Annotated in this window: 21 protein-coding genes; 3 read left to right on the top strand and 18 right to left on the bottom strand. The window is 60.2% G+C overall.

The annotated features are described in order from the left end of the window. Positions 1-66: 66 nt before the first annotated feature. Positions 67-1038, top strand: a complete 972-nt coding sequence (locus tag KSS97_RS09290) for a magnesium and cobalt transport protein CorA (protein ID WP_030137754.1) — start codon at positions 67-69, stop codon at positions 1036-1038. Between the two features lie 93 nt (positions 1039-1131). On the opposite strand, the gene KSS97_RS09285 is transcribed toward KSS97_RS09290, so the two are convergent. The 3 genes from KSS97_RS09285 to KSS97_RS09275 form a co-directional block, all read right to left on the bottom strand. After that, positions 1132-1866 carry an amidotransferase gene (locus KSS97_RS09285; protein WP_030137753.1) on the bottom strand — a complete coding sequence of 245 codons (735 nt, stop codon included), beginning with the start codon at positions 1864-1866 and terminating at the stop codon, positions 1132-1134. Positions 1867-1948: 82 nt separating this feature from the next. Continuing rightward, entirely contained in the window at positions 1949-4090 is a 2142-nt protein-coding gene (locus KSS97_RS09280; RefSeq protein WP_217861496.1) for a 3-hydroxyacyl-CoA dehydrogenase NAD-binding domain-containing protein, read from the bottom strand. 25 nt (positions 4091-4115) lie between these two features. Then, on the bottom strand, positions 4116-5321 hold the full coding sequence (locus KSS97_RS09275) for an acetyl-CoA C-acetyltransferase (protein ID WP_217861495.1): 1206 nt from the start codon (positions 5319-5321) through the stop codon (positions 4116-4118). Positions 5322-5930: 609 nt separating this feature from the next. On the opposite strand from KSS97_RS09275, the gene KSS97_RS09270 reads away from it, so the two are divergent. After that, complete coding sequence (locus KSS97_RS09270) at positions 5931-6743, top strand: c-type cytochrome (RefSeq protein WP_030137750.1); 813 nt, start codon at positions 5931-5933, stop codon at positions 6741-6743. Between the two features lie 180 nt (positions 6744-6923). Here the strand turns inward: KSS97_RS09270 and KSS97_RS09265 are convergent, their stop codons facing one another. From KSS97_RS09265 to KSS97_RS09200, 14 genes are all read right to left on the bottom strand, one after another. Further along, the gene (locus tag KSS97_RS09265) at positions 6924-7727 is read right to left on the bottom strand and encodes a transglutaminase family protein (RefSeq protein ID WP_030137749.1); all 804 of its coding nucleotides are present in this window, start codon (positions 7725-7727) and stop codon (positions 6924-6926) included. Next, positions 7724-8674 carry an alpha-E domain-containing protein gene (locus KSS97_RS09260; protein WP_030137748.1) on the bottom strand — a complete coding sequence of 317 codons (951 nt, stop codon included), beginning with the start codon at positions 8672-8674 and terminating at the stop codon, positions 7724-7726. Before KSS97_RS09260 ends, KSS97_RS09265 begins: the two co-directional genes overlap by 4 nt. 10 nt (positions 8675-8684) lie before the next feature. Next, entirely contained in the window at positions 8685-10094 is a 1410-nt protein-coding gene (locus tag KSS97_RS09255; RefSeq protein ID WP_030137747.1) for a circularly permuted type 2 ATP-grasp protein, read from the bottom strand. Between the two features lie 278 nt (positions 10095-10372). Continuing rightward, the gene (locus KSS97_RS09250) at positions 10373-10714 is read right to left on the bottom strand and encodes a ribonuclease E inhibitor RraB (protein WP_030137746.1); all 342 of its coding nucleotides are present in this window, start codon (positions 10712-10714) and stop codon (positions 10373-10375) included. Between the two features lie 202 nt (positions 10715-10916). Further along, on the bottom strand, positions 10917-11153 hold the full coding sequence (locus KSS97_RS09245; RefSeq protein ID WP_030137745.1) for a hypothetical protein: 237 nt from the start codon (positions 11151-11153) through the stop codon (positions 10917-10919). A 136-nt stretch (positions 11154-11289) separates the two neighbouring features. Beyond that, a complete protein-coding gene (locus KSS97_RS09240; protein ID WP_217861494.1) occupies positions 11290-11898 on the bottom strand; it encodes an START domain-containing protein in 609 nt (202 codons plus the stop codon). Between the two features lie 55 nt (positions 11899-11953). Beyond that, on the bottom strand, positions 11954-12208 hold the full coding sequence (locus tag KSS97_RS09235; protein ID WP_030137743.1) for a YkgJ family cysteine cluster protein: 255 nt from the start codon (positions 12206-12208) through the stop codon (positions 11954-11956). A 147-nt stretch (positions 12209-12355) separates the two neighbouring features. After that, on the bottom strand, positions 12356-12829 hold the full coding sequence (locus tag KSS97_RS09230) for a hypothetical protein (protein ID WP_030137742.1): 474 nt from the start codon (positions 12827-12829) through the stop codon (positions 12356-12358). A gap of 85 nt (positions 12830-12914) precedes the next feature. After that, entirely contained in the window at positions 12915-14357 is a 1443-nt protein-coding gene (locus KSS97_RS09225) for an aminotransferase-like domain-containing protein (protein ID WP_181287978.1), read from the bottom strand. 197 nt (positions 14358-14554) lie between these two features. Beyond that, complete coding sequence (locus tag KSS97_RS09220) at positions 14555-15364, bottom strand: OmpA family protein (RefSeq protein WP_030137740.1); 810 nt, start codon at positions 15362-15364, stop codon at positions 14555-14557. After that, a complete protein-coding gene (locus tag KSS97_RS09215) occupies positions 15361-15720 on the bottom strand; it encodes a DUF4398 domain-containing protein (protein ID WP_030137739.1) in 360 nt (119 codons plus the stop codon). The genes KSS97_RS09220 and KSS97_RS09215 overlap by 4 nt, the downstream gene beginning before the upstream one ends. A 9-nt stretch (positions 15721-15729) precedes the next feature. Further along, on the bottom strand, positions 15730-16554 hold the full coding sequence (locus KSS97_RS09210; RefSeq protein WP_217861493.1) for a substrate-binding periplasmic protein: 825 nt from the start codon (positions 16552-16554) through the stop codon (positions 15730-15732). Between the two features lie 74 nt (positions 16555-16628). Beyond that, positions 16629-17558, bottom strand: a complete 930-nt coding sequence (locus KSS97_RS09205; RefSeq protein WP_030137737.1) for an electron transfer flavoprotein subunit alpha/FixB family protein — start codon at positions 17556-17558, stop codon at positions 16629-16631. A gap of 2 nt (positions 17559-17560) precedes the next feature. Next, entirely contained in the window at positions 17561-18310 is a 750-nt protein-coding gene (locus KSS97_RS09200) for an electron transfer flavoprotein subunit beta/FixA family protein (protein ID WP_007908338.1), read from the bottom strand. A 545-nt stretch (positions 18311-18855) separates the two neighbouring features. On the opposite strand from KSS97_RS09200, the gene KSS97_RS09195 reads away from it, so the two are divergent. Then, positions 18856-20520: an electron transfer flavoprotein-ubiquinone oxidoreductase gene (locus tag KSS97_RS09195; RefSeq protein ID WP_030137736.1), complete on the top strand. Its 1665-nt coding sequence runs from the start codon at positions 18856-18858 to the stop codon at positions 20518-20520. Between the two features lie 184 nt (positions 20521-20704). On the opposite strand, the gene KSS97_RS09190 is transcribed toward KSS97_RS09195, so the two are convergent. Continuing rightward, the gene (locus KSS97_RS09190) at positions 20705-21595 is read right to left on the bottom strand and encodes an AraC family transcriptional regulator (protein WP_217861492.1); all 891 of its coding nucleotides are present in this window, start codon (positions 21593-21595) and stop codon (positions 20705-20707) included. Positions 21596-21734 lie beyond the last annotated feature (139 nt).

The following is a 21734-nucleotide window of genomic DNA, read 5'->3' as shown; positions in this document are numbered from 1 at the left end:
CATGGCGCGCTAAGCTGGACGGTGCCTGTATCACTGCCAATTTCCAAGAAGAAGTGAACCATCATCATGGGTAGAGTCGTTGCGGCTGCGGTTTATAGCGCCGGTAAGAAAGTCACCAATATAACCCTCGACGAAGGCAGCGCCTGGGCTGCGAAACCAGGACATTTCGTTTGGATCGGCCTCGAAGAGCCCAGCACGCTGGAACTGACCAACCTGCAACGCCAGTTCAACCTGCACGAGCTGGCGATCGAAGACGCCATGGAGAAACACAGTCGTCCGAAGCTGGAGACCTTTGGCGATGCGCTGTTCATCGTCACGTATTCGCCGGTGCGCAAGGACGGCAAGCTGCAGTTCATCGAAACCCACATATTCGCCGGCAAGGGCTACATCATCACCGCCCGCAACGGTCACTCGGCTTCCTACGCCCATGTCCGGCAGCGCTGTGAGGCACGTCCACTCCTGCTGGAACATGGGGAGGATTTCGTGCTCTACGCGATTCTCGATTTCGTCATTGAAAACTACCAGCCGGTAGGCGAAGCCATTCATGCCGAGATCGATGAACTTGAGCGCAACGTGCTCTGCAGCGCCCTGAACGAGCGCGACATCCAGAACCTTCACAGCCTGCGCCGCGACGTGCTGCGCCTGCGTCGCTACGCGGCGCCGATGGTGGAGATCAGCGAAGAACTGCAGCGCTTGGATTTTCCGTTCATCGACAAGAACATGGGGCCGTATTTCCGCGATGTGCAGATCCACGTCACGCGGCAGATGGAAGACCTGGCGACCCTGGCGGACATCGCCAGCCAGACCATCGAAATCGGCGTGCTGCTCGAAGCTTCACGCCAGAGCGTGGTGCAACGCAAGTTCGCGGCCTGGGCGGCCATCCTGGCGTTTCCCACCGCAGTGGCCGGGATCTATGGGATGAACTTCCAGAACATGCCGGAGTTGGGCTGGCATTACGGGTATTTCGCCGTGCTCGGGTTTATCGCTGTGGGATGTACAGCGTTGTGGGGGAGTTTCAAGCGGTCGGGGTGGTTGTAGGTGTTTTCCAGTGGGATTTGCGCGACCTTCATCGCGAGCAAGCTCGCTCCCACACTTGATCAACCATCATGGAGTGTGGGATCGCCCTGACGATCAGCCCTGAGCCGCTTCGGCCTGCGGCTTGTGCGCAACAAAACGCATCATCCATTCAGCCACCGTCGTGCCGTGGTGTTCCTGTTCGAGGCTTGCCACGCCCTGGCTGTAGATCTTCTCGCCGAGGTGCTGCTGGCGGATTTCCAGCAAGGCCCGGGAATAATCGTGGATGAATTCCGGGTGACCCTGGAAGCACAGGACCTGGTCATTGATGTGATAGGCCGCGAACGGGCAGAAATCGCTCGAGGCGATGACCGTGGCATTTTCCGGCAGCTCGGTCACTTGGTCCTGATGACTGATCAACAGGGTCAACTCTTCCATCACCGGGCTCATCCAAGGCGCCTTGGCCGCGAGTGTGTAGCGATGAGTGCCCACACCCCAACCCTGGCTGGCCCGTTCGGTCTTGCCGCCCAGCAGCAACGCCAACAGTTGATGACCAAAGCAGACGCCCAGCAACTTGTCGCCACGCTGGTAGCGGTCCATGAGGTAGGTCTTGAGGGTCTGGATCCACGGATCAGTGCCGAAGGAGTCGGCCTTGCTGCCGGTCACCAGGTACGCGTCGAACTGTTCGTCATCGCTGGGGTATTGCCCTTCCATCACGTTGTAGACGATGAAGTCAGCCGCGATGGGCTGTTGCGAGAACAGGCGCTGGAACATCTGCCCGTAACCCTGATATTGATCGACCAGTTCCGGACGCAGGATATCGGTTTCCAGTATGCAGATGCGTAGCGACATAAAAAATACCTGACACGATGATGGGAATATTGCACACCCCAGAGCCTGCCTTGAAACACCGTCCCAAGGCAAGCCCCCGCCGTCAGAACCGCGCGTGCCTGGCGGCTTTTTCCAACAACAAGGCCGGCGGCGAGAAACGTTCGCCATATTGTTCGGCCAAGTATTGGCAGCGGGCGATAAATGCCGGCAAGCCGTACTGGTTGATGAACTGCAACGCGCCTCCCGTCCAAGACGCGAATCCGATGCCAAGGACCGAGCCGATATTGGCGTCGGCCGTCGAAGTGACGACGCCTTCCTCCACGCAACGAACGGTTTCCAGGGCCTGGATGAATAACAGTCGGTCACGTATATCCTGAGCCTGGATTTGCCCGGCGGTGTTCTCGAAACGCTCCTTGAGCACCGGCCAGAGGTACTTCTGCCCTTGCTCTGGATACTCGTAGAAACCGGCCCCACCCGCCTTCCCCGGTCGCTTGTATTCGAGCAGCAGGTCGATCACGGCGAATGCGGGATGCTCCGTCGGCGCTTTCCCTTCCGCTTGTAAGTCTTGGGCGGTTTGCTTGCGGATATGGCTCATCAGGCTGAGGGCAACTTCGTCGGAAACAGCCAACGGCCCAACCGGCATACCGGCCTTTTGCGCCTCGGTTTCGATCATCGGTGCACTCACGCCTTCGCCGAGCATGGCGATGCCTTCATGGATGAAGGTACCGAAGACCCGCGACGTGAAAAACCCACGGCTGTCGTTGACGACAATGGGAATCTTGTCGATTTGCCGAACGAAATCGAAGCCTCGGGCCAGCGTCTCATCGCTGGTACGAGCCCCCCGGATGATTTCGACCAAGGGCATCTTTTCCACCGGGCTGAAGAAATGCAGGCCGATAAACTTGCTTTCATCTGGTATGGCCTTGGCCAGGCCGGTGATGGGCAGCGTTGACGTATTCGACGCGATCACCGCATCAGGCCCCGCCACCGCTTGGGCTGCGGCGGTCACGTTGGCCTTCAGGGCACGGTCCTCGAAGACCGCCTCGATGATCAATTCGCAACCGGTCAGGTCGGCATCGCTGTCGGTGGGGTGGATTCGCGCCAACGTGGCGTCACGCTGAGCAGCGGTGAGCTGGCCGCATGCGACTTGCTTGTCCAGCAGCGTCGCGCAACGAGCCTTGGCTTTTTGCGCGGCGGCCAGGTCGATGTCCTTGAGCACCACGTCTATGCCCGCCGCAGCACTGACATGGGCAATACCCGCCCCCATCATCCCGGCGCCGAGCACCGCGACTTTTCTTGTCAGAAAAGGCGCAAAACCGTGTGGGCGGGAACCGCCAGCCTTGATCTCGTTGAGTTGAAACCAGAAGGTGCCGATCAGGTTCTTCGCCACCTGGCCGGTCACCAGTTCGGTGAAGTAACGGGTTTCGATCAGATGGGCCGCGTCAAACGTCACCTGCGCCCCTTCCACTGCGGCGCAGAGAATTTTCTCCGGGGCCGGCAGGCAACCCTGGGTCTTGCTGCGCAGGATCGAAGGTGCGATCGCCAGCGTCTGGGCGACGGCAGGATCGGACGGTGTCCCGCCCGGAATCCGATAGCCTTTCGTATCCCAAGGTTGCACTACGCTCGGGTTGGCGAGAATCCAGGCGCGAGCCTTGGTAAGCAGGTCGTCGCGGTCCGCCGCCAGTTCATCGATCAGGCCGGCCTGCAGTGCTTGTTGCGGTCGAATCCGCTTGCCTTCGAGCAGATACGGCAATGCCTTTTCCAAACCAAGCAAGCGCACCATCCGCACCACGCCACCGCCGCCCGGCAACAGGCCAAGGGTCACTTCCGGCAGGCCGATCAGCACCGACGGGTGATCCAGCGCCACGCGGTGATGACACGCGAGGCAGATTTCCCAGCCACCGCCCAGGGCCGCACCGTTGATAGCGGCAACCACCGGTTTGCCGAGGGTTTCCAGTGTGCGCAGTTGTGCCTTGAGACCCAGCACGGTTTCGTAGAAGGCCTTGGCCTGGGATGGTCCGACCTGAATCAGCTCGTTCAGGTCGCCACCGGCAAAAAAGGTTTGCTTGGCCGACGTGATGATCACGCCGGCGATCGAGTCTTTCTCGACGGCGAGACGCGCAACGCAGGCCGCCATCGCCTCGCGGTACATCGCGTTCATGGTGTTGGCGCTCTGGCCTGGCATATCCAGCGTCAGGACGACGATCCGGTCCGGGCCGGTTTCGTAACGAATGGCATCGGTCATGAAAAATGTTCCTTGAAATCCAGGCTCAGAGGCGTTCGATGATGGTGGCGATGCCCATGCCACCGCCGACACACAGCGTCGCCAGGCCATAACGCAGGCGACGCGCCTCCAGCTCATCCAGCAGCGTGCCGAGGATGGCGCACCCGGTGGCGCCCAGCGGATGGCCCATGGCGATGGAGCCGCCGTTGACGTTGACCTTGGCGGGGTCGATGACCATGTCCTTGATGAATTTGAGCACCACCGAGGCGAAGGCTTCGTTGACCTCGAACAAGTCGATGTCCTCGACCCGCAGCCCGGCTTTCGCCAAGGCCTTGCGGGTGGCCGGGGCCGGGCCGGTGAGCATGATGGTCGGCTCGGTGCTGATGACGGCGGTAGCGACGATTCGGGCCCGGGGTTGCAGGCCCAGCTCGCGTCCCTTTGCCTCGGAACCGATGAGCATCAGCGCCGCGCCGTCGACGATGCCCGAGCTGTTGCCTGGGGTGTGCACGTGATGGATCCGTTCGACATGGCTGTAGACCCGCAACGCCGTCGCGTCGAAGCCCATCTGCCCCATCGCCTCGAAACTCGGCCGGAGTTTGCCCAGGCCTTCCAGCGTCGAGTCGGCGCGAATGAACTCGTCATGGTCCAGCAGCACGATGCCGCTCTGGTCCCGCACCGCCACCAGGGATTTATCGAACGAACCGTTTTCCCGCGCCCGCGCGGCTTTATGCTGGGACTGCAATGCAAAGGTGTCGACGTCCTCGCGACTGAAACCTTCGAGGGTAGCGATCAGGTCGGCGCCGATGCCCTGGGGAACGAAATGACCATGCAGGTTGGACTGCGGGTCCAACGCCCAGGCGCCGGCATCGCTGCCCATCGGCACCCGTGACATGGACTCGACGCCGCCAGCCACCACCAGGTCTTCGAAACCGGAACGCACTTTCATCGCAGCCAGGTTCACCGCTTCCAGGCCCGAGGCGCAAAAGCGGTTGAGCTGCACGCCGGGCACGCTGACATCCCAATCGGCCACCAAGGCAGCGGTTTTGGCGATATCCGCGCCTTGATCACCTATCGGCGTCACGCAGCCGAGCACGATGTCGTTCACATGGCCCGTGTCCAGGCTCATACGCTGGCGCAACGCGGTCAACAGGCCGCTGACCAGGTTCACCGGCTTGACGGTATACAGGGCGCCGTCAGGTTTTCCTTTGCCACGCGGCGTGCGTAATGCGTCAAAAATAAAAGCTTCGGTCATGACATCCTCGAACCGCCGTGGGGACAAAACTACACCTGCAACCATAAGCCCAGCGGCGCTGGATTCAATGACTCCAGCGCTCAACGACGTTGACAGCCACGCTCAGACGAACGGTAGCGTGCTATCGGGTTAACCGATTCAGGTAAGCAAGCTGTCTAGCAAAAGGGCCTGCAGGAAGGTGGCAATAGGCCTCATGTCTTTTTTATAGCGTTCAGCAAGAAGTCCATATGAATTGGATCTAAGCCAAGTCGGCTGCGGCCCCTAATGTAAAGCTTGTACAAGAAAAGTCGTCGGGTTTTGCCGGGGCGCTTGTCAGACAGGAAGTGCAATGCCAGCCGTCATGGAGTAATGCAGGCTGGCCTCAGGAAATAACAAAAAAGGCGGGTCAGCCATGTTCAAACATTCGAAAGTTCGCCAAGCCGGACTCATTCTCTTCGCCACGACACTGCTGTTGATCTTGCCGAATATCACCAAGGTCATCGGCTGACGGGCGCATGGTGTCCACACCATTCATGAGTTGCATCATCCACGCCGGTAAGCGAACGCTGTTCCAGCGACGGTGGTTGTGCCACCCTTTGCGCTTCCCTCTCGACATGGAAGGCGACTCATTTGAAAGTCCTCATCGTGATGGGGGCGCTGCTGCTCAGCTCGCCCCTTTATGCCGCACAGCTGGTGTTGGAGCTGGGCGCGAATACGCGTACGTGGCAAACCGAGGCGCTGCTCAAGCATCCTGAAGCGCGGACGGTCCAGATTGCCGAAGATGTCTCCTACAAAAAGCCGATGAATTATCGCGCCGTGCCGCTGGCCGCGCTGTTGACCGGTGTCCAGGCGAACGACCATCTCCAGGCCGTGGCGCTGGACGGCTTTGCCGCCGAACTGCCCGCCGCACCGTTGCTCAACAAGACCGGCGCGAGGGCGTGGCTGGCCATCGAAGACCCGGCCAAGCCATGGCCGCCGCTCGGGGACGGCAAGAAAAGCGCCGGACCGTTCTATCTGGTCTGGACCGATCCTCAAGCCGGCCATATCAGCCCTGAACAATGGCCGTACGCGGTGGCAAGCATCAAGCGCCTGTCAGCGGTGGCCGATCGCTTCCCTGCCCTGCTGCCCTCGCCCGACCTGGCCAAGGATGATCCGGTGAACAAGGGGTTCGAACTGTTCCAGAAGAACTGCCTGGCCTGCCACCGCCTCAACGGCGCGGGGGATGCGCAGTTCGGTCCGGACCTGAACATTCCTTTCAACCCTACGGAATATTTCTCGGGGGATTTCCTCAAGCGCTACATCCGTGACCCGCAGGGCATGCGTCACTGGCCCCAGGGGAAAATGCCCGGATTCTCGGCGACAGTGCTGCCGGATTCGGAGCTGGATTTGCTGGTGGGGTATTTGAAGCATATGGCGGGGCGCAAGCAGCCGTTGGGTCAATAGATCAGCTTGTTTTGTCTAAGCCAGTCCCGCTGGCCCTTGTAGGAGCTGTCGAGCAAAGCGAGGCTGCGATCTTTTCCAGACATTTGAGCTCCAAGCCAAGGATCTAAAGATCGCAGCCTCGCTTCGCTCGGCAGCTCCTACACAGCGGGAGCAAGCTCGTCGCCACAAGAGCTGGATCGTTTACTGCTGCTGCGCCGTAATCACCGGAGCCGGCGTCACCAGCACCTTGGCGTGCATCTGTTCAAACCCGCCGCCACGGCGCATGCCACGCACCGGGCAGGCGTCCAGGTAATCCAGGCCTACCGCCAATTTCAAGTGTCGCTCCGGACGGGCCAGTTGGTTGGTCACGTCGAAGCTGTACCAGGCGTCATCGAGCCATGCTTCGGCCCAGGCATGGCTCGCCAGGTGTTCGCTGTCTTCGTTGAACAGATAACCCGACACATAACGCGCCGGCACGCCCAGGCTGCGGGCGCACGCCAGGAACGCATGGGCATGGTCCTGGCAAACTCCGCTGCGACCGGCAAACGCCTGGGCCGCGCTGGTCTCCACTTCGGTGGAGCCCGGTGTGTAGGTCATATGTTGGTTGAGCCCGTGCATCAAATCGATCAGCGCCACACGATCGCGACGCTGCTTGCACTGCGCCTGGGCGAAGGAGCGAAGGGCTTCGTCCGCTTCGGTGAGCCGGGTGAAACGCAGGAAGGGCAGCGCCGATTGGCTTTCGTGCTCGGCTTCACGCGACGGGTCGATATCCACCTGGCCACGGGCACCGATGATGATGGTTTCGTGGGGCTCGTCCAGCGTCAGCACATGAAGGATGTTGCCGAACGGATCGAGCTGCGACCGCACCGGTCGAGGCAGGTCCAGCTGCCAGCTCAGCACGTGCTGGCGTTCGCTGTCGTGCGGCGTCAGGCGCAGGTACTGAATGCTTGCGCGAACCTGGTCTTCATAGTGGTAGGCCGTTTCGTGGCTGATCGAGAGTCTCATATGACCTCCAGGTAGGAACTGTGAATGGCATTGCCCAGTTCACGGACCAGTGGGATGAATTCGGTGAGCCAGGCGTGCAGCCCACCGTCGAGGATTTCATTGATGCCGGTATAGCGCAGGCGTGCGTCCATCTCCGCCGCCAGGCGTTGGGCCTGCCGACCGTTGCTGCCGGGCAGGCTGGCGAGAATCTGGTCGATCTCTTCGGTGCAGGCCCGCAAGGAGCGCGGGACGTCGGCACGCAACAACAGCAGTTCAGCCACATGCCGGGCACCGGGGGCGTCACGGTAGATTTCGGTGTAGGCCTCGAAGGAAGACAGCGCTCGCAACAACGCGCTCCATTGATAGTAGGCGTGGGCGGTGCCGTCGTTGACAGCATGGGCCTGGTCGCCGGCCATTTCGTAGCGGGCGTCGAGCAGGCGCAGGGTGTTGTCGGCCCTTTCGATGAACGTTCCCAGGCGTATGAACCTGAACGCATCGTTGCGCATGATGGTGCCGTAGGTGGCGCCGCGAAACAGATGGGACCGCTCCTTGATCCATTCGCAGAAACGGCTCATGCCGTAGCGACCCAGGCCCAGCTCGGCGATCTGGCGAATTTCCAGCCAGGTGGCGTTCACGTTTTCCCACATGTCGGCGGTGATTCGGCCACGCACCGCATGGGCACTGGCACGTGCGGAACCCAGGCAACTGTAGATACTGGCGGGGTTGGCCGCCTCCAGGGCGAAAAAATGCAGCAGGCGCTCGGCGTGCAGATCGCCGTGCCTGTCCCGGTAGTCATCCAGCGTGCCGGTAATGAGCAATGGCATGGCCAGTTCATGCAAGCCGTCGCCGCGCCCATCCTGGGGCATCAATGACAGCGAATAACTGACGTCGAGCATCCGCGCGAGGTTTTCCGCGCGCTCCAGATAACGCGACATCCAATACAAGTCCGAGGCGGTCCTGCTTAACATGGCAGCTCCTTCATTCCTCGACCACCCAAGTGTCCTTGGTGCCTCCGCCCTGTGAAGAATTCACCACCAGGGAACCTTCGCGCAGCGCCACGCGGGTCAGGCCACCCGGCACCACGCGGGTTTCTCGCCCCGCCAGGACAAACGGACGCAAATCGATATGGCGCGGCGCGATGCCGTTTTCGACAAAGGTCGGGCACGTCGACAAGGACAACGTTGGTTGAGCGATGTACGCATGCGGCTTGGCCTTGATCCGCTCGCGGAAGGCGTCGATCTGCGCCGTCGTCGAGGCTGGCCCCACCAGCATGCCGTAACCGCCGGAGCCTTGGGTTTCCTTGACGACCAGGTCCGCAAGGTTCGCCAGCACATGGGAAAGTTCAGCGGGGTTACGACATTGCCAGGTGGGGACGTTGTTCAGGATCGGCTCCTCGTCCAGGTAGAAACGGATCATGTCGGTGACAAACGGATACACCGATTTGTCATCCGCCACACCTGTGCCGATGGCGTTGGCCAACACCACGTTGCCCGAACGGTAGGAGGACAGCAGCCCCGGCACGCCGAGCATCGACTGCGGATTGAAGGCCAGCGGATCGAGGAAGGCGTCATCGAGGCGACGGTAGATCACGTCAACGGCTTTCGGTCCGTCCGTGGTGCGCATGAAGACCTTGTCGTCACGCACGAACAGATCCGCGCCCTCCACCAGCTCGACGCCCATCTCACGGGCGAGGAAGGCGTGTTCGAAAAACGCACTGTTGAAACGCCCGGGGGTCAGGACCACGACGCTTGGGTCGTCCAAGTGACTGGCGCTTTTCAGCGTATCGAGCAGCAGGTTCGGATAATGGTCGATCGGTGCAATGCGTTGGGCGGCGAACAGTTCGGGGAACAGGCGCATCATCATCTTGCGGTCTTCGAGCATGTAGCTGACGCCGCTGGGCGTACGCAGATTGTCCTCGAGCACGTAGTACGTGCCGTCACCGTCGCGCACCAGATCGACACCGCAAATGTGGGCATAGACATCGCGATGCAGATCCAGCCCCTGCATCGCCAGTTGATATTGATCGTTGGCCAGGACCTGCTCGGCCGGAATGATGCCGGCCCGAATGATCCGCTGTTCGTGATAAAGGTCGGCCAGGAACATGTTCAGCGCCTTGACCCGCTGGATACATCCACGTTCGACCATTCGCCATTCACTGGCGGGAATGCTGCGCGGAATGGTATCGAAAGGGATCAGGCGCTCCGTTCCCTGCTCATCGCCGTAAAGCGTGAACGTGATGCCGGCGCGATGAAACAACAGGTCGGCCTCGCGTCGCCGTTGTGCCAGGAGCTCGTCGGGCGTTTCGGCCAGCCATTGGGCGAACGCTCGATAATGTGGGCGGACCTGGCCGTCGGCATCGTACATTTCATCAAAACCAGTGCGGATCATGCCGTACTCCTTGTCACCCCGGCTCAGGCGTCGCAAGGCCCGTGCCAGCGGCATAAACGCTTTATGATCAACAGCTTGGTTTATCCCTCGACAGGCCGGGCACCCTTGTGGTGCAGCGGATATCCCTATCCGGCTTGCCTCGCTTCATTGCGACGCAGGACGTCGCTATCCCTGAGCATAGTCAAGATAGAGAGGGCACAGTGATGAACAGCGGACATGCCAGACATGAAAACGGCCGACACAAAGGTCAGCCGTTGCTGTGAGGCACAAGGAAAATGTCAGGCCTGCAGGCGCCGGATCTCCTGCTTGACGCCCCAACCTTCGATGATGCCACCCAGCGGCTCCACCACGGCTTCGAAGTTCAGCTCGAAGTCGCCGATGTCATCATAGGTGGCGTACATCACCCGGCTCAGTTCCAACGACCAGGCTCCATCTTCGCGAGCACTGATCTGCGCATTCAACGATTCGCCGCGAAAATGACCCGCCGCCCTGCGCGCCCGCTCCTCGTCGGGGAAAATGGCGTAGAACTCGATGGGATGGAATTGGGAGAAATCGAAACCGCCCTCTTTCATGCGGCGCAGCACGCTGGTGCTGATGTCTTCTTGATAGGCTGTGCTCATGAAACGTCCTCCTCAGACCGATGGATAGACTTTCCGTCTTCCCGTGCGTGCAACCTGCGGTTACAAGCAGTACGGCATCAACTGACCGTCGGGACACAAGCATGTAGCTGACAAGACCGGACCTTGGCGATCCTTTCGCTGATCTCGATTGCAGAGTAGCTTCAAGTCATCGCCGCTGCCAAGCGGGACCAGACAAGGATTTTCATGAAATCGGTTTAATGCTGATGATTTCAATGCTGTTTTGGGTTTTGAGACTTTTGAGCGTAGGGTCTTCGGTGCGACCTTCCAGGTCGTTGAGGTCAAGCTTGGCGGGTACCGGCAGCAGCTTCTGCCGGATCAACTGGGCAGCCTGCTCCATGGTGGGCTCCTGGTCGTAATCGAACTGCTCGGCGATGGCTTCGCCGTGATCGTCAACGAAAGTGATTTCCCACTTTGGCATCGGTGTCTCCTTGATCAATTCATGGCAGGGCTTGCCTTCATCTCGACATTGACGGCGAAACAATCGTTCCGCTGAGCTGCCGACGGCACAGATGAAAAAACCGCCTCGAGGGCGGTTTCTTCATAGACGATAGCCGTTATTTTTCGGCGCGCTCTTTCAACGCTTTCAGCGTGTTGAACGGCGCGTCCACCACGAACTTGTTAGCCAGCCAGGACGGTACGTCGCCGCCCGGCTCGGTGTGGACCTGATAGGTCACTTCGATTCGGTCCGCACCCTTGGGGGTGAATGTCCAGAAGCCGTCGACTTGTGTCACACGTACAAAGCCCTTCTCCTCCGGTGCGTAACTCGGTACGCCCTTGAGCTTGCGAGTCAAGCTGCCATCGGCGCCCTCCTCGGTGGTGACTTCCAATACGGAATCACGGGACGTCACCGGCCAAGGCGTATTGAACTGGGTGTAGGTCCAGCTCTTGTTGCCCTCATGCTTGAGCAGCTTCTGGCTCTTGCATTCATGAATCCAGGCGCAGGCACCAGGCACGTCTTCCTGCAGGGCTCGCAATTTCGCCATGGTGGTCTTCATGACGGTCACGCCACGGTAGGCCTTGTATTTGGAACCGGTCACTTCACTGAGTGACACCTGGATACCTTCCTTGTCCTTGGCGACCTGCCAGTCCTCTGCCTGTGCGGTAGCCGTCGCCAACAACACGGTCAAACCACACAACACAGCCATACGATGCAGCGAACCCATAGGTTGTTTTCCTTATTGTCCAAGTTCGTTCATGTCAGTCTTGACGATTGCCCCACTACGCTGCCGTGACCTGCTCCCACCATCCAATCAACCGAATGGCTTCGTCGCTGCTGCTGCCGCAGACCTCGATGTCGGCCACAAACGCCGAGCACACCGCCGGGCGCTCCGGTTGGCCGAAGATCTGGCACAGATTATCGACCGACAACTGTACGCAACGTTCTCCCGCCGGCTTGCCCTGGGGCATGCCCGGGATGGGCGAACTGATGGAAGGGGCGATGCAACAGGCGCCACAGCCCTCACGGCACTTCATGACGAGGAATACCTCACGACAGGTAATGATTGGTAACAACAACAGAGTAACGGCTAAAACAGGTGTTTTAAATTACCGTCCCCGTGTTTTTTCGCAGAAGGTGCGATGACTGGGCAGTCAACGACGAACAGCAGGACTGCGCCCGGCCTATTGCTTGAATTCGAACTCGAGCGCGGCGCCTTCCACCTCGTTGCGCTCCTGATTGCGCAGCGGCAATTGCATCTCGTTGCTCAACAGGCGGCCGTTAAGCTGGAACGGACCGGGCTTCTCTCCGAACATCGCCGGCAGCAGTGGCTCGCGCTTGGGTAATGGCGCCTTGCCCGGAGGTTGCAGCTCTTCGACCATGCCATGGGGCAGGCTCAGATCCAGCTTGGCCGGAGGCAGTGGCGTCTTGGCGACTTCGTGGGCGGATTTGCTCTTGGAAGCGATAGGCGCGCGCTTTTTTTTCGCGGGTGCTGTTTTCTTGGCGGGAGCCTTCTTGGCCGCTGCGCTCTTCGGCGTGTCCTTGGTAATACTGGCGGCCGGCTTCTCCTGCGCTGAAGCCGCCACGGCGACGCCTCCCATGTGGAAGGCACTCAACAGGCCGATCAAAACCCAGACAGCAGGAACAATGGTTTTCATAAACACAACGGCACTTACGGCAGAGACCCTAATGCTGGCCTGATAATGAGGCGCTGACAAGCACATCGAAGCGACACAAGGCCTGCTACAGGTATCCGTTGGCGGTCTCCTGGCATAACTGCTTCGCCAGCAGCCCCAGCGTCATCAGGGCCCGCTCCGCCTCACGGTTCCAGGGTGTGCCGCAGTTCAGACGAATGCAATGGTTGAACTGTTCGGTATTACTGAAGATCAACCCCGGCGCAATACTGATGCCTTGCTGCAACGCCTGTACATGCAATTCCTGGGTATTGACCCGCCCCGGCAGGCTGACCCACAGGATGAAGCCGCCGGTGGGACGGCTCATTTGCGTGCCTTCCGGGAAATACTGCTGGACCGCCAGTTGGAATGCGCTGAGGTTCTTGCGGTACTCCTGACGGATGTAGCGCAAGTGCCGATCGTAGCCGCCATTCTCCAGATACGCCGCGATGCCCATCTGCGTGACGCTGCAGGCCGAATGAGTGCTGAACGTCTGGAGCCGCTGGATTTCCTGCTGGAACTTGCCAGCAATCATCCAACCGATGCGTACCCCTGGGGACAAGGTCTTGGAAAAACTCGAACAGTAGATCACCCGGTCCAATCGATCATAGGCTTTCAGCGCCTTGGTGCGGCCCTGCTCGAACATCAACTCACCATAGATGTCGTCCTCGACTATCTGGATATCGAAGTCCGATGCCAGGCGCAGCAGTTGCTTTTGCCGCTCCTCCGGCATGGTGCCGCCAAGGGGGTTGCTCAGGCGTGTGGTCAGCACCAGCGCCTTGATCGACCATTGGTTGGCCGCCAACTGCAGGGCCTCGAGGCTCATGCCGGTGACCGGGTCGCTGGGAATCTCGATGACCTTGAGGCCCAGCAGATCTGCCAACTGCAGCAAACCGTAATAGGTCGGCGACTCCGCAGCGATCAGGTCCCCTGGCCGGGTCAGCACGCGCAAGGACATTTGCAGCGCATCCACGCAGCCGTGAGTGATCACCACTTCGGAAGGGTCCACCACGACACCGGCGTCACGCATGCGAATCGCCACCTGGCGGCGCAACGGCTCGAAACCGGGGCTGAACATGTAGCTGAACGCCCGCGGGCTGTGGAAACGCGTGACCTTGGCCAGTTGCTGATGCAGCGCCCGGACAGGCAGGTAGTCGACGCTGGGAACCGCTGCCCCCAGCGGAAACACACCTTCGCGACGCGACTCGACCAATACCTGCTGGATAATGCTGCTGCGCGTTACCAGCCCGGGGCGCTCGACCCGGGCGATGTCCGGCGTCGGCGCGGTCAACGCTGGCGTCTGATGCACGTAATAGCCCGATTGCGGCCGCGCACGAATCAACCCCTGGTCTTCGAGATTGGCGTACGCCTGCAGCACGGTGGCATGGCTGACGTTGAGCTGCGAGCTCATCTTGCGCACCGAAGGCACCCGTTCGCCGGGTTGATACACACCGCGCCGGATGTCTTCGGCCAGTTGTTGAGCAATACGTTGATAGAGCAGGAGGTTGGTCATGACGCAGCACTCGATTTCACGGGCATTTTATTCTTGTCGGAAACTTTACCGGAACAGTTTAGAAGTGTACTGGGACAGTTGCCAGATTACCCGACAGTACAGTGCAGTGACAGCCCAACTGTACTCACTCGCCGACAATCTCCAGGCAAAAAAAACCCGGCGCCTTTGAGGGGCCGGGTTTTCCAGCGACGCGGCCCTCAGCGGGCGGCGCCGAGCTGGCCTTTTTCGTCGGAGAACACGATCTCAACACGTCGGTTCTGTGCCCGGCCGCGCTCGGTTGCATTGACGTCTACCGGGTACTGATCGCCGTAGCCTTCGACCTGGATGCGCTTCTCGTCGATGCCCAGGTCCACCAGCACGTCCGCCACGGCCTGCGCGCGATCACGGGACAGCTTGAGGTTCTCCTGCTTGCCGCCGGTGCTGTCGGTGTAGCCTTCGATACGCACCACGCGTTTGGGATTGAGCTGCAGGAATTGCACGATCTTGAGCACCACACGGTTGGCCGAGTTCTTCAACTCGGCCTCACCCGTATCGAACAGAACGTCACCGAGGGTCATCACCAGGCCCCGGTCAGTCTGGGTGGTGGCCATCGCCAGGATCTGTTCTTCCAGCAACTTGCCCTGCTGCTGGACGCTTTGCAGCTTGGATTCGCGCAAGGCCAGTTGCAGGCGCTGACGTTCCAGCTCGAGTTTCAACGCACGCTCCTCGTTGAGCACCTGGTTGCTGTGTTCACGAGCGATCTGGCTGTAGCGCTGGCTCAGGTAGGCGTAATGCTGCACATCCTCGCCACTGCCCCAATACGTGGACAAGCGGTCGGCACGGGCCAGCGACTCGCCGGCGCGAATCACGTCCTTGGGGGCGGCACGCAATACATTGGAATCTTCCTTGACCTTCTGGAAATCGGCGCTCGCCTGTTCCAGCGTCGCTTCGCTACGCTGGCCCGCGCAGCCGTACAAACTGGCCAGTCCTGCGAGAACCAAACCGCCGAATACATGGGAGGGCTTCATTGGGCATCCTCCCTCAACTGTTTGCGCAAGCGCTTGATGCGCGTATCGAGCACGTTCAGTTTCTCCTGGCTCTTGAGAGTCAGCACCTTCGCTTCGGCCAGGCGTGCATCCAGTTCGGCCTGTTCGGCCCGCATGCGGGCCTTTTTGTAGGATTCGTCGGCCATGTTGCCTTTGGCGCGGGCAAATTTTTCCTCGGCGAGTTTCAATTCAGGCACTTCATCGGCGGTGGCGCCTACTGCGTGGGCTTGCTCGATGGCTTGCTCAGTCAAGCGGATCTGTTCATTCGGCGCCGGATCGGCTGCACAACCCGCCAGAGCCAGAACGGCCAGGGCAGCGAAAAGAGGTCGAATAGTCACTAATGTTCCCTACTGTTTTGGGGCACTGACAGTTGGTTGCAACTGTGTTCGCCAACGCTCCAGATTGCGCTGCAACACAGCCTCTGTCAGGCCGGACGCGGCCAATTCTGTCATCTTTTGCGCCAGCTGTCCGCGTAACCATGGGTCGTTGCAGGCGGAGTTATGGGAAACCGCGAGGAACAGGCCCGGCTTGTCCACCGGTTGCGGCGCAGCTTGCAGGTCATTCGCCATTCCCAAGGTCTGCGCCATCGCCAGGCCTGAGTAGCGCCCAGCCAGTACATATTCCACTTCGCCCAGGAGCAATTTCTGAAAGGCCTGGGTCAGGTTGGGCGTGCGGGTCAGGGTTAGATTCTGCTCAGCGAAGACGCCAAATCCCTGTGTCATTCGAGCCTTCTCCGACAAGGCGCCGGGATGCCCGTGAAGATCCTCTGGCCGCTCGATCACCAATGTCGAATCCTTGCGGGTCCAGACCAGGTAATCGTTCTCCAGCAGCGGCGGATGCACGTAATCCAGCACTTCCAGGCCAGTCGTGGTCAACGGGGCGTCGGTGAGCAGGTCCATGCGTCCGCTGCGCACTTCGTCCAGCGCCTGGGCGCGCTTGCCGGCGTATAGAATTTCAATCTTGATGCCCAGCGCTTTCGCCACTTGCTCCAGCAGATCGGCGCCGGCACCAATCAAATGCTTGGGATCCTGGGGGTCTTGCCATAGATACGGCGGCGCATCGGGGCTGCCGGTGGCGATCAGGCGCTCGCATTTGCCAGCGGCGACCGACAGGCCTGGCGCGCCCCCCAGCGCCAACAGCAACGACCAGCCAGCCAAACGGCGAAGATCCATCGCACCACACTCCCGTCCGCAGAAATAAAAAACCCGGCCAAAGGGCCGGGCTCTTTATAAGTGAAGATGCTGGATTAGACCAGCTTCTCCAACTCAGGTACGGCTTCGAACAAGTCCGCGACCAGGCCGTAGTCGGCCACTTGGAAGATTGGCGCTTCTTCGTCCTTGTTGATCGCAACGATCACCTTGGAGTCTTTCATGCCGGCCAGGTGCTGGATCGCGCCGGAGATACCGACGGCGATGTACAGCTGTGGCGCAACGATCTTGCCGGTCTGGCCGACCTGCATATCGTTGGGCACGAAGCCTGCGTCAACCGCCGCGCGGGATGCGCCAACGGCAGCGCCCAGCTTGTCGGCCAAGGCGTACAGGTGCTTGAAGTTGTCACCGTTCTGCATGCCACGGCCGCCGGAAACGACGATCTTGGCAGCGGTCAGTTCAGGACGGTCGGACTTGGCCAGTTCTTCGTTGACGAAGCTGGAAATGCTGGCGTCATGGGCAGCGCCTACGGCTTCAATGGCAGCCGAGCCACCTTCGGCGGCAACCGGGTCGAAACCGGTGGCGCGAACGGTGATGACTTTGACCGAGGCAGTCGATTGCACGGTGGCAATGGCGTTGCCGGCGTAGATCGGACGCTTGAAGGTGTCGGCGCTTTCGACCGAGATGATCTCGGAGATCTGGTCGACGTCCAGAGCAGCGGCGACGCGAGGCAGGATGTTTTTACCGTTGGAGGTCGCGGCAGCCAGGATGTGGCTGTAGCCCTTGCCCAGCTCGGCCACTAGCGGCGCAACGTTTTCCGGCAACTGGTGCGCGTAGGCGGCATTGTCGGCGTTGAGGACTTTGCTCACGCCAGCGATTTTCGCAGCGGCTTCGGCAACGGCGCCAGCGCCCTGACCGGCTACCAGGACGTGGACATCGCCACCGATTTTGGCGGCGGCAGCAACGGTGTTCAGCGTGGCCGGAGCCAGCGCTTTGTTATCGTGTTCGGCGATTACCAAGATAGTCATTTTTAGATTACCTTCGCTTCGTTTTTCAGTTTCTCGACCAGTTCAGCCACCGACTTGACCTTGATGCCCGCGCTGCGTGCAGCCGGCGCTTCGACTTTCAGGGTCTTGTTGGTGGAGGCGGTGGAAACGCCCAAAGCGTCAGGAGTCAGCACTTCAAGCGGCTTCTTCTTGGCTTTCATGATGTTTGGCAGGGACGCGTAGCGCGGCTCGTTCAAACGCAGGTCGGTGGTGACGATGGCCGGCAGTTTCAGGGAAACGGTCTGCGCGCCGCCGTCGATTTCGCGGGTCACGGCAACGCTGTCGCCGGACACTTCGACTTTCGAAGCGAAGGTGCCCTGGCCGTAGCCGCTCAACGCAGCGAGCATCTGGCCGGTCTGGTTGTTGTCGCTGTCGATGGCCTGCTTGCCGAGGATCACCAGCTGTGGCTGCTCCTTGTCGACAACGGCTTTCAACAGCTTGGCAACGGCCAGGGAAGTCAGGTCTTCGGCGGATTCGACGAGGATGGCGCGATCGGCACCCAGCGCCAGCGCAGTGCGCAGTTGCTCCTGGGCAGTGGTCGGGCCGATGGAAACGACGACGATCTCAGTCGCCACGCCTTTCTCTTTCAGGCGTACGGCTTCTTCTACGGCGATTTCGCAGAAAGGGTTCATCGACATCTTGACGTTGGCGAGGTCGACGCCGGAGTTGTCCGCCTTGACGCGAACCTTGACGTTATAGTCGACCACTCGTTTGACAGCTACAAGAACCTTCATGGATTCCTCGTTACTCTCCGGTGAAAAGAAAGTCGCCCGGGCGAACCTGGCGGTTGATGATCATGGGCGCAAGGGCACCTCTAAAAACGCCGGCATGAACCACACATGACCTTGCTCACGGGAGTGAAGACCATTCGTCAGTGATGACCGATGAGTCATTCATTATCGCGGCGTGTAAACTGCGCGTCCAAACCTCGCAATTCGTCACTTTGTGCTGCCTTCGCCCTGTCTTTAGAGGTGCTCTTGAAACCAACAGTCAGCCTACGGCGAGCGCAAAACCGCCCGTATCTTGACCGGAACGCCTATTCCGGTCAATACGGCAAAATGGTCAGTCATAAGCCGTACGTCAGTGATTTATCTGGGCTCCGACGATTTCAAACAAACGTTTGTATTGGACCCTGAGAGTGGTGTAGATATAATGCGCCGCTTAGAGAGAGAGCCGCGTCTCATCCATTGTCGCTTTCGTCGCTTCGCGAAGGAAACAACGGATGCAACGCCAAACCTCCAATTAGAAAAAACTGTGAGCCTTGAGTAGGAGATAGCCTGTGGAACGCGAATACATGGAATTCGACGTGGTCATCGTCGGTGCCGGCCCCGCTGGCCTGTCTGCCGCCTGCCGACTGAAACAGAAGGCCGCCGAAGCCGGTAAGGAAATCAGCGTCTGCGTGGTCGAAAAAGGTTCCGAAGTCGGTGCGCACATCCTCTCCGGCGCGGTGTTCGAGCCCCGCGCCTTGAACGAACTGTTCCCGGACTGGAAAGAGCTCGGCGCGCCGTTGAACACGCCCGTCGTTCGCGATGACATTTATGTCCTGAGAAACGCCGACGCCGCGAGCAAAATCCCTGACTTCTTTGTGCCCAAGACCATGCACAACGAAGGCAACTATATTATTTCCCTGGGCAACCTGTGCCGCTGGCTGGCCCAGCAGGCCGAGAACCTGGGCGTGGAAATCTACCCGGGCTTCGCCGCCCAGGAGGCGCTGTTCGACGAGAACGGCGTGGTGCGAGGGATCATCACCGGCGACCTGGGTGTCGACCGCGAAGGCCATCCAAAGGAAGGCCTCTATACACCTGGCATGGAATTGCGTGGCAAATACACGCTGTTCGCCGAAGGCTGCCGCGGCCACATCGGCAAGCAACTGATCAAGCGCTTCAACCTGGACAGCGAAGCCGACACCCAGCACTACGGCATCGGCCTGAAGGAAATCTGGGAAATCGATCCGGCCAAGCACCAACCAGGCCTGGTGGTCCACACCGCCGGTTGGCCGCTGGACATCATGGGCACCGAGAACACCGGCGGCTCCTTCCTCTATCACCTGGAAAACAACCAGGTGGTGGTCGGCCTGATCGTTGACCTGTCCTACAGCAACACCTTCCTGTCGCCCTTCGACGAATTCCAGCGCCTCAAGCATCACCCGGTGCTCAAGCAGTACCTCGAAGGCGGCAAACGCGTCAGCTACGGCGCTCGCGCAATCGCCAAGGGCGGCCTGAACTCGCTGCCGAAAATGGTCTTCAAGGGCGGCGCGCTGATCGGTTGCGACCTCGGCACCCTGAACTTCGCCAAGATCAAGGGCAGCCACACCGCGATGAAGTCCGGCATGCTTGCCGCCGAGGCCGTGGCCGATCGCCTGTTCGCAGAATCCGAAGGCGGTGATGAACTGACCGCTTACGTCGACAGCTTCAAGAACAGCTGGCTGTATGAAGAACTGTTCGCCAGCCGCAACTTCGGTGCAGCGATCCACAAGTACGGCGCAATCATCGGCGGCGGCTTCAACTGGCTCGACCAGAACATCTTCGGCGGCAAGATCCCGTTCACCCTGCGCGACACCACGCCGGATTACGCTTGCCTCAAGCCGGCGGCCGAATGCAAGAAGATCGACTACCCGAAACCGGACGGCAAGATCAGCTTCGACAAGCTCAGCTCGGTGTTCATCTCCGGTACCAACCACGAAGAAGAACAGCCTTGCCACCTGAAGCTGACTGACCCGAGCATCCCGATCAGCAAGAATCTGCCGTTGTACGACGAACCGGCGCAGCGCTACTGCCCGGCCGGCGTGTACGAGGTGATCACCAAGGAAGACGGTGAAAAGCGATTCCAGATCAACGCCCAAAACTGCGTTCACTGCAAGACCTGCGACATCAAGGACCCTGCGCAGAACATCACCTGGGTCACGCCGGAAGGCGCTGGCGGACCGACTTACCCGAACATGTAAGCCAACACGCTGGACATCGAGGCTCCCGCAATGGGGGCCTTTTTGTTGCCTGCGATCCTGACAACCACACCGAACCAATGTGGGAGCGAGCTTGCTCGCGAAAGCGGTGTCTCAGTCGACATTTGTTCTGAATGATAAACCGCTTTCGCGAGCAGGCTCGCTCCCACAAGGAATCCTGAATGGATCAGGCGACGCGCTCTTCCCCAGGGTTGCGCTCGAAGTAACGCTTGTACTCCCGGCTGAACTGCGACGGGCTCTGATACCCCACCTGATGCGCAACCTGGGCCACGCCCATGCCCTCGATCAGCAGCAGCCGCTGGGCCTTGAGCAGCCGCAAGCGCTTGAGATACTGCACCGGCGACAACAATGTGCTGCGCTTGAAATGCTCATGAAAGGTCGAGGCGCTCATGTTCGCGCAACTGGCCAGCGTCTCGACGTTCAGTGGCTCGGTGAAATGCGCATGCAAATGGCTCAGGGCCACGGCAATCCGCGCGAACTGGCCTTGCTGCTCCACCAGCGCCCGCAACACATCGGCCTGAGGCCCGCGCAACGCGACGAACAGCAACTCCCGGAGCCGCACCTGGCCCATGACCTGACATTCCAATGGATCGTGCAAGCAGCGCAACAACCGCTCGACAGCCCCACGCATGGCGTCGTCGAGCACCGCGCTGGTCATCGACTCCGGTGTCTGCGGCGGCAGGTTCCGACCGGGCATCAATCCCATGGCCAGCACCAGCTCCCCCAGCATCGCCCGATCGATCGCAACGGAAACGCCATACAGCGGAGCATTGGGCATGGCGTAGGTTTCGCATTCGAACGGCACCGGCAACGCCTGGATCAGATAATGCCCGGCGCCATATTCCAGCGTGCGTGGCCCCAGGTAGGCCAGTTTGCTGCCTTGGGCAATGATCACCAGGCTCGGTTCGTAGAGCTGCGGGCCACGAGCGACGTCCTGACTGGCGCGCAGCGCGTGCACGCCAGGCAGGCCCGTAGGGACGAAACCGTCACGGGTCGCCAAGGGTTCTATCAGTGAAACCAGCGTCGCGTTCGCATCGAGATGGCGGGTCAACAACATGGGCGAAAACTTCACGAAAAAAGGGATGAAACCATCATCGCAGGTCTTGCGTCACAAGAAATCAAATCCTGGCCAACGCCGGAGGATTAGGCATGACAGGCGTAGGAATCGCCATCGCCGCCTGCCGCCAGGACTCCCA

Origin of the sequence: Pseudomonas alvandae, assembly GCF_019141525.1 — a bacterium.
Taxonomy (GTDB): Bacteria; Pseudomonadota; Gammaproteobacteria; order Pseudomonadales; family Pseudomonadaceae; genus Aquipseudomonas; species Aquipseudomonas alvandae.
Note: the sequence above shows the minus strand (reverse complement) of the source record. Positions and strands in the feature narration are given on the sequence as shown.

What these genes read in the sequence shown, in the direction of transcription:
- KSS97_RS09190 (WP_217861492.1), bottom strand. Translation starts at nt 21,595, where the DNA reads ATGTTGTTGACCCGCCATCTCGATGCGAACGCGACGCTGGTTTCACTG.
- KSS97_RS09210 (WP_217861493.1), bottom strand. Translation starts at nt 16,554, where the DNA reads ATGGATCTTCGCCGTTTGGCTGGCTGGTCGTTGCTGTTGGCGCTGGGG.
- KSS97_RS09235 (WP_030137743.1), bottom strand. Translation starts at nt 12,208, where the DNA reads ATGAAGTGCCGTGAGGGCTGTGGCGCCTGTTGCATCGCCCCTTCCATC.
- KSS97_RS09260 (WP_030137748.1), bottom strand. Translation starts at nt 8,674, where the DNA reads ATGTTAAGCAGGACCGCCTCGGACTTGTATTGGATGTCGCGTTATCTG.
- KSS97_RS09245 (WP_030137745.1), bottom strand. Translation starts at nt 11,153, where the DNA reads ATGCCAAAGTGGGAAATCACTTTCGTTGACGATCACGGCGAAGCCATC.
- KSS97_RS09230 (WP_030137742.1), bottom strand. Translation starts at nt 12,829, where the DNA reads ATGAAAACCATTGTTCCTGCTGTCTGGGTTTTGATCGGCCTGTTGAGT.
- KSS97_RS09225 (WP_181287978.1), bottom strand. Translation starts at nt 14,357, where the DNA reads ATGACCAACCTCCTGCTCTATCAACGTATTGCTCAACAACTGGCCGAA.
- KSS97_RS09255 (WP_030137747.1), bottom strand. Translation starts at nt 10,094, where the DNA reads ATGATCCGCACTGGTTTTGATGAAATGTACGATGCCGACGGCCAGGTC.
- KSS97_RS09205 (WP_030137737.1), bottom strand. Translation starts at nt 17,558, where the DNA reads ATGACTATCTTGGTAATCGCCGAACACGATAACAAAGCGCTGGCTCCG.
- KSS97_RS09285 (WP_030137753.1), bottom strand. Translation starts at nt 1,866, where the DNA reads ATGTCGCTACGCATCTGCATACTGGAAACCGATATCCTGCGTCCGGAA.
- KSS97_RS09280 (WP_217861496.1), bottom strand. Translation starts at nt 4,090, where the DNA reads ATGACCGATGCCATTCGTTACGAAACCGGCCCGGACCGGATCGTCGTC.
- KSS97_RS09240 (WP_217861494.1), bottom strand. Translation starts at nt 11,898, where the DNA reads ATGGGTTCGCTGCATCGTATGGCTGTGTTGTGTGGTTTGACCGTGTTG.
- KSS97_RS09220 (WP_030137740.1), bottom strand. Translation starts at nt 15,364, where the DNA reads ATGAAGCCCTCCCATGTATTCGGCGGTTTGGTTCTCGCAGGACTGGCC.
- KSS97_RS09250 (WP_030137746.1), bottom strand. Translation starts at nt 10,714, where the DNA reads ATGAGCACAGCCTATCAAGAAGACATCAGCACCAGCGTGCTGCGCCGC.
- KSS97_RS09200 (WP_007908338.1), bottom strand. Translation starts at nt 18,310, where the DNA reads ATGAAGGTTCTTGTAGCTGTCAAACGAGTGGTCGACTATAACGTCAAG.
- KSS97_RS09265 (WP_030137749.1), bottom strand. Translation starts at nt 7,727, where the DNA reads ATGAGACTCTCGATCAGCCACGAAACGGCCTACCACTATGAAGACCAG.
- KSS97_RS09275 (WP_217861495.1), bottom strand. Translation starts at nt 5,321, where the DNA reads ATGACCGAAGCTTTTATTTTTGACGCATTACGCACGCCGCGTGGCAAA.
- KSS97_RS09290 (WP_030137754.1), top strand. Translation starts at nt 67, where the DNA reads ATGGGTAGAGTCGTTGCGGCTGCGGTTTATAGCGCCGGTAAGAAAGTC.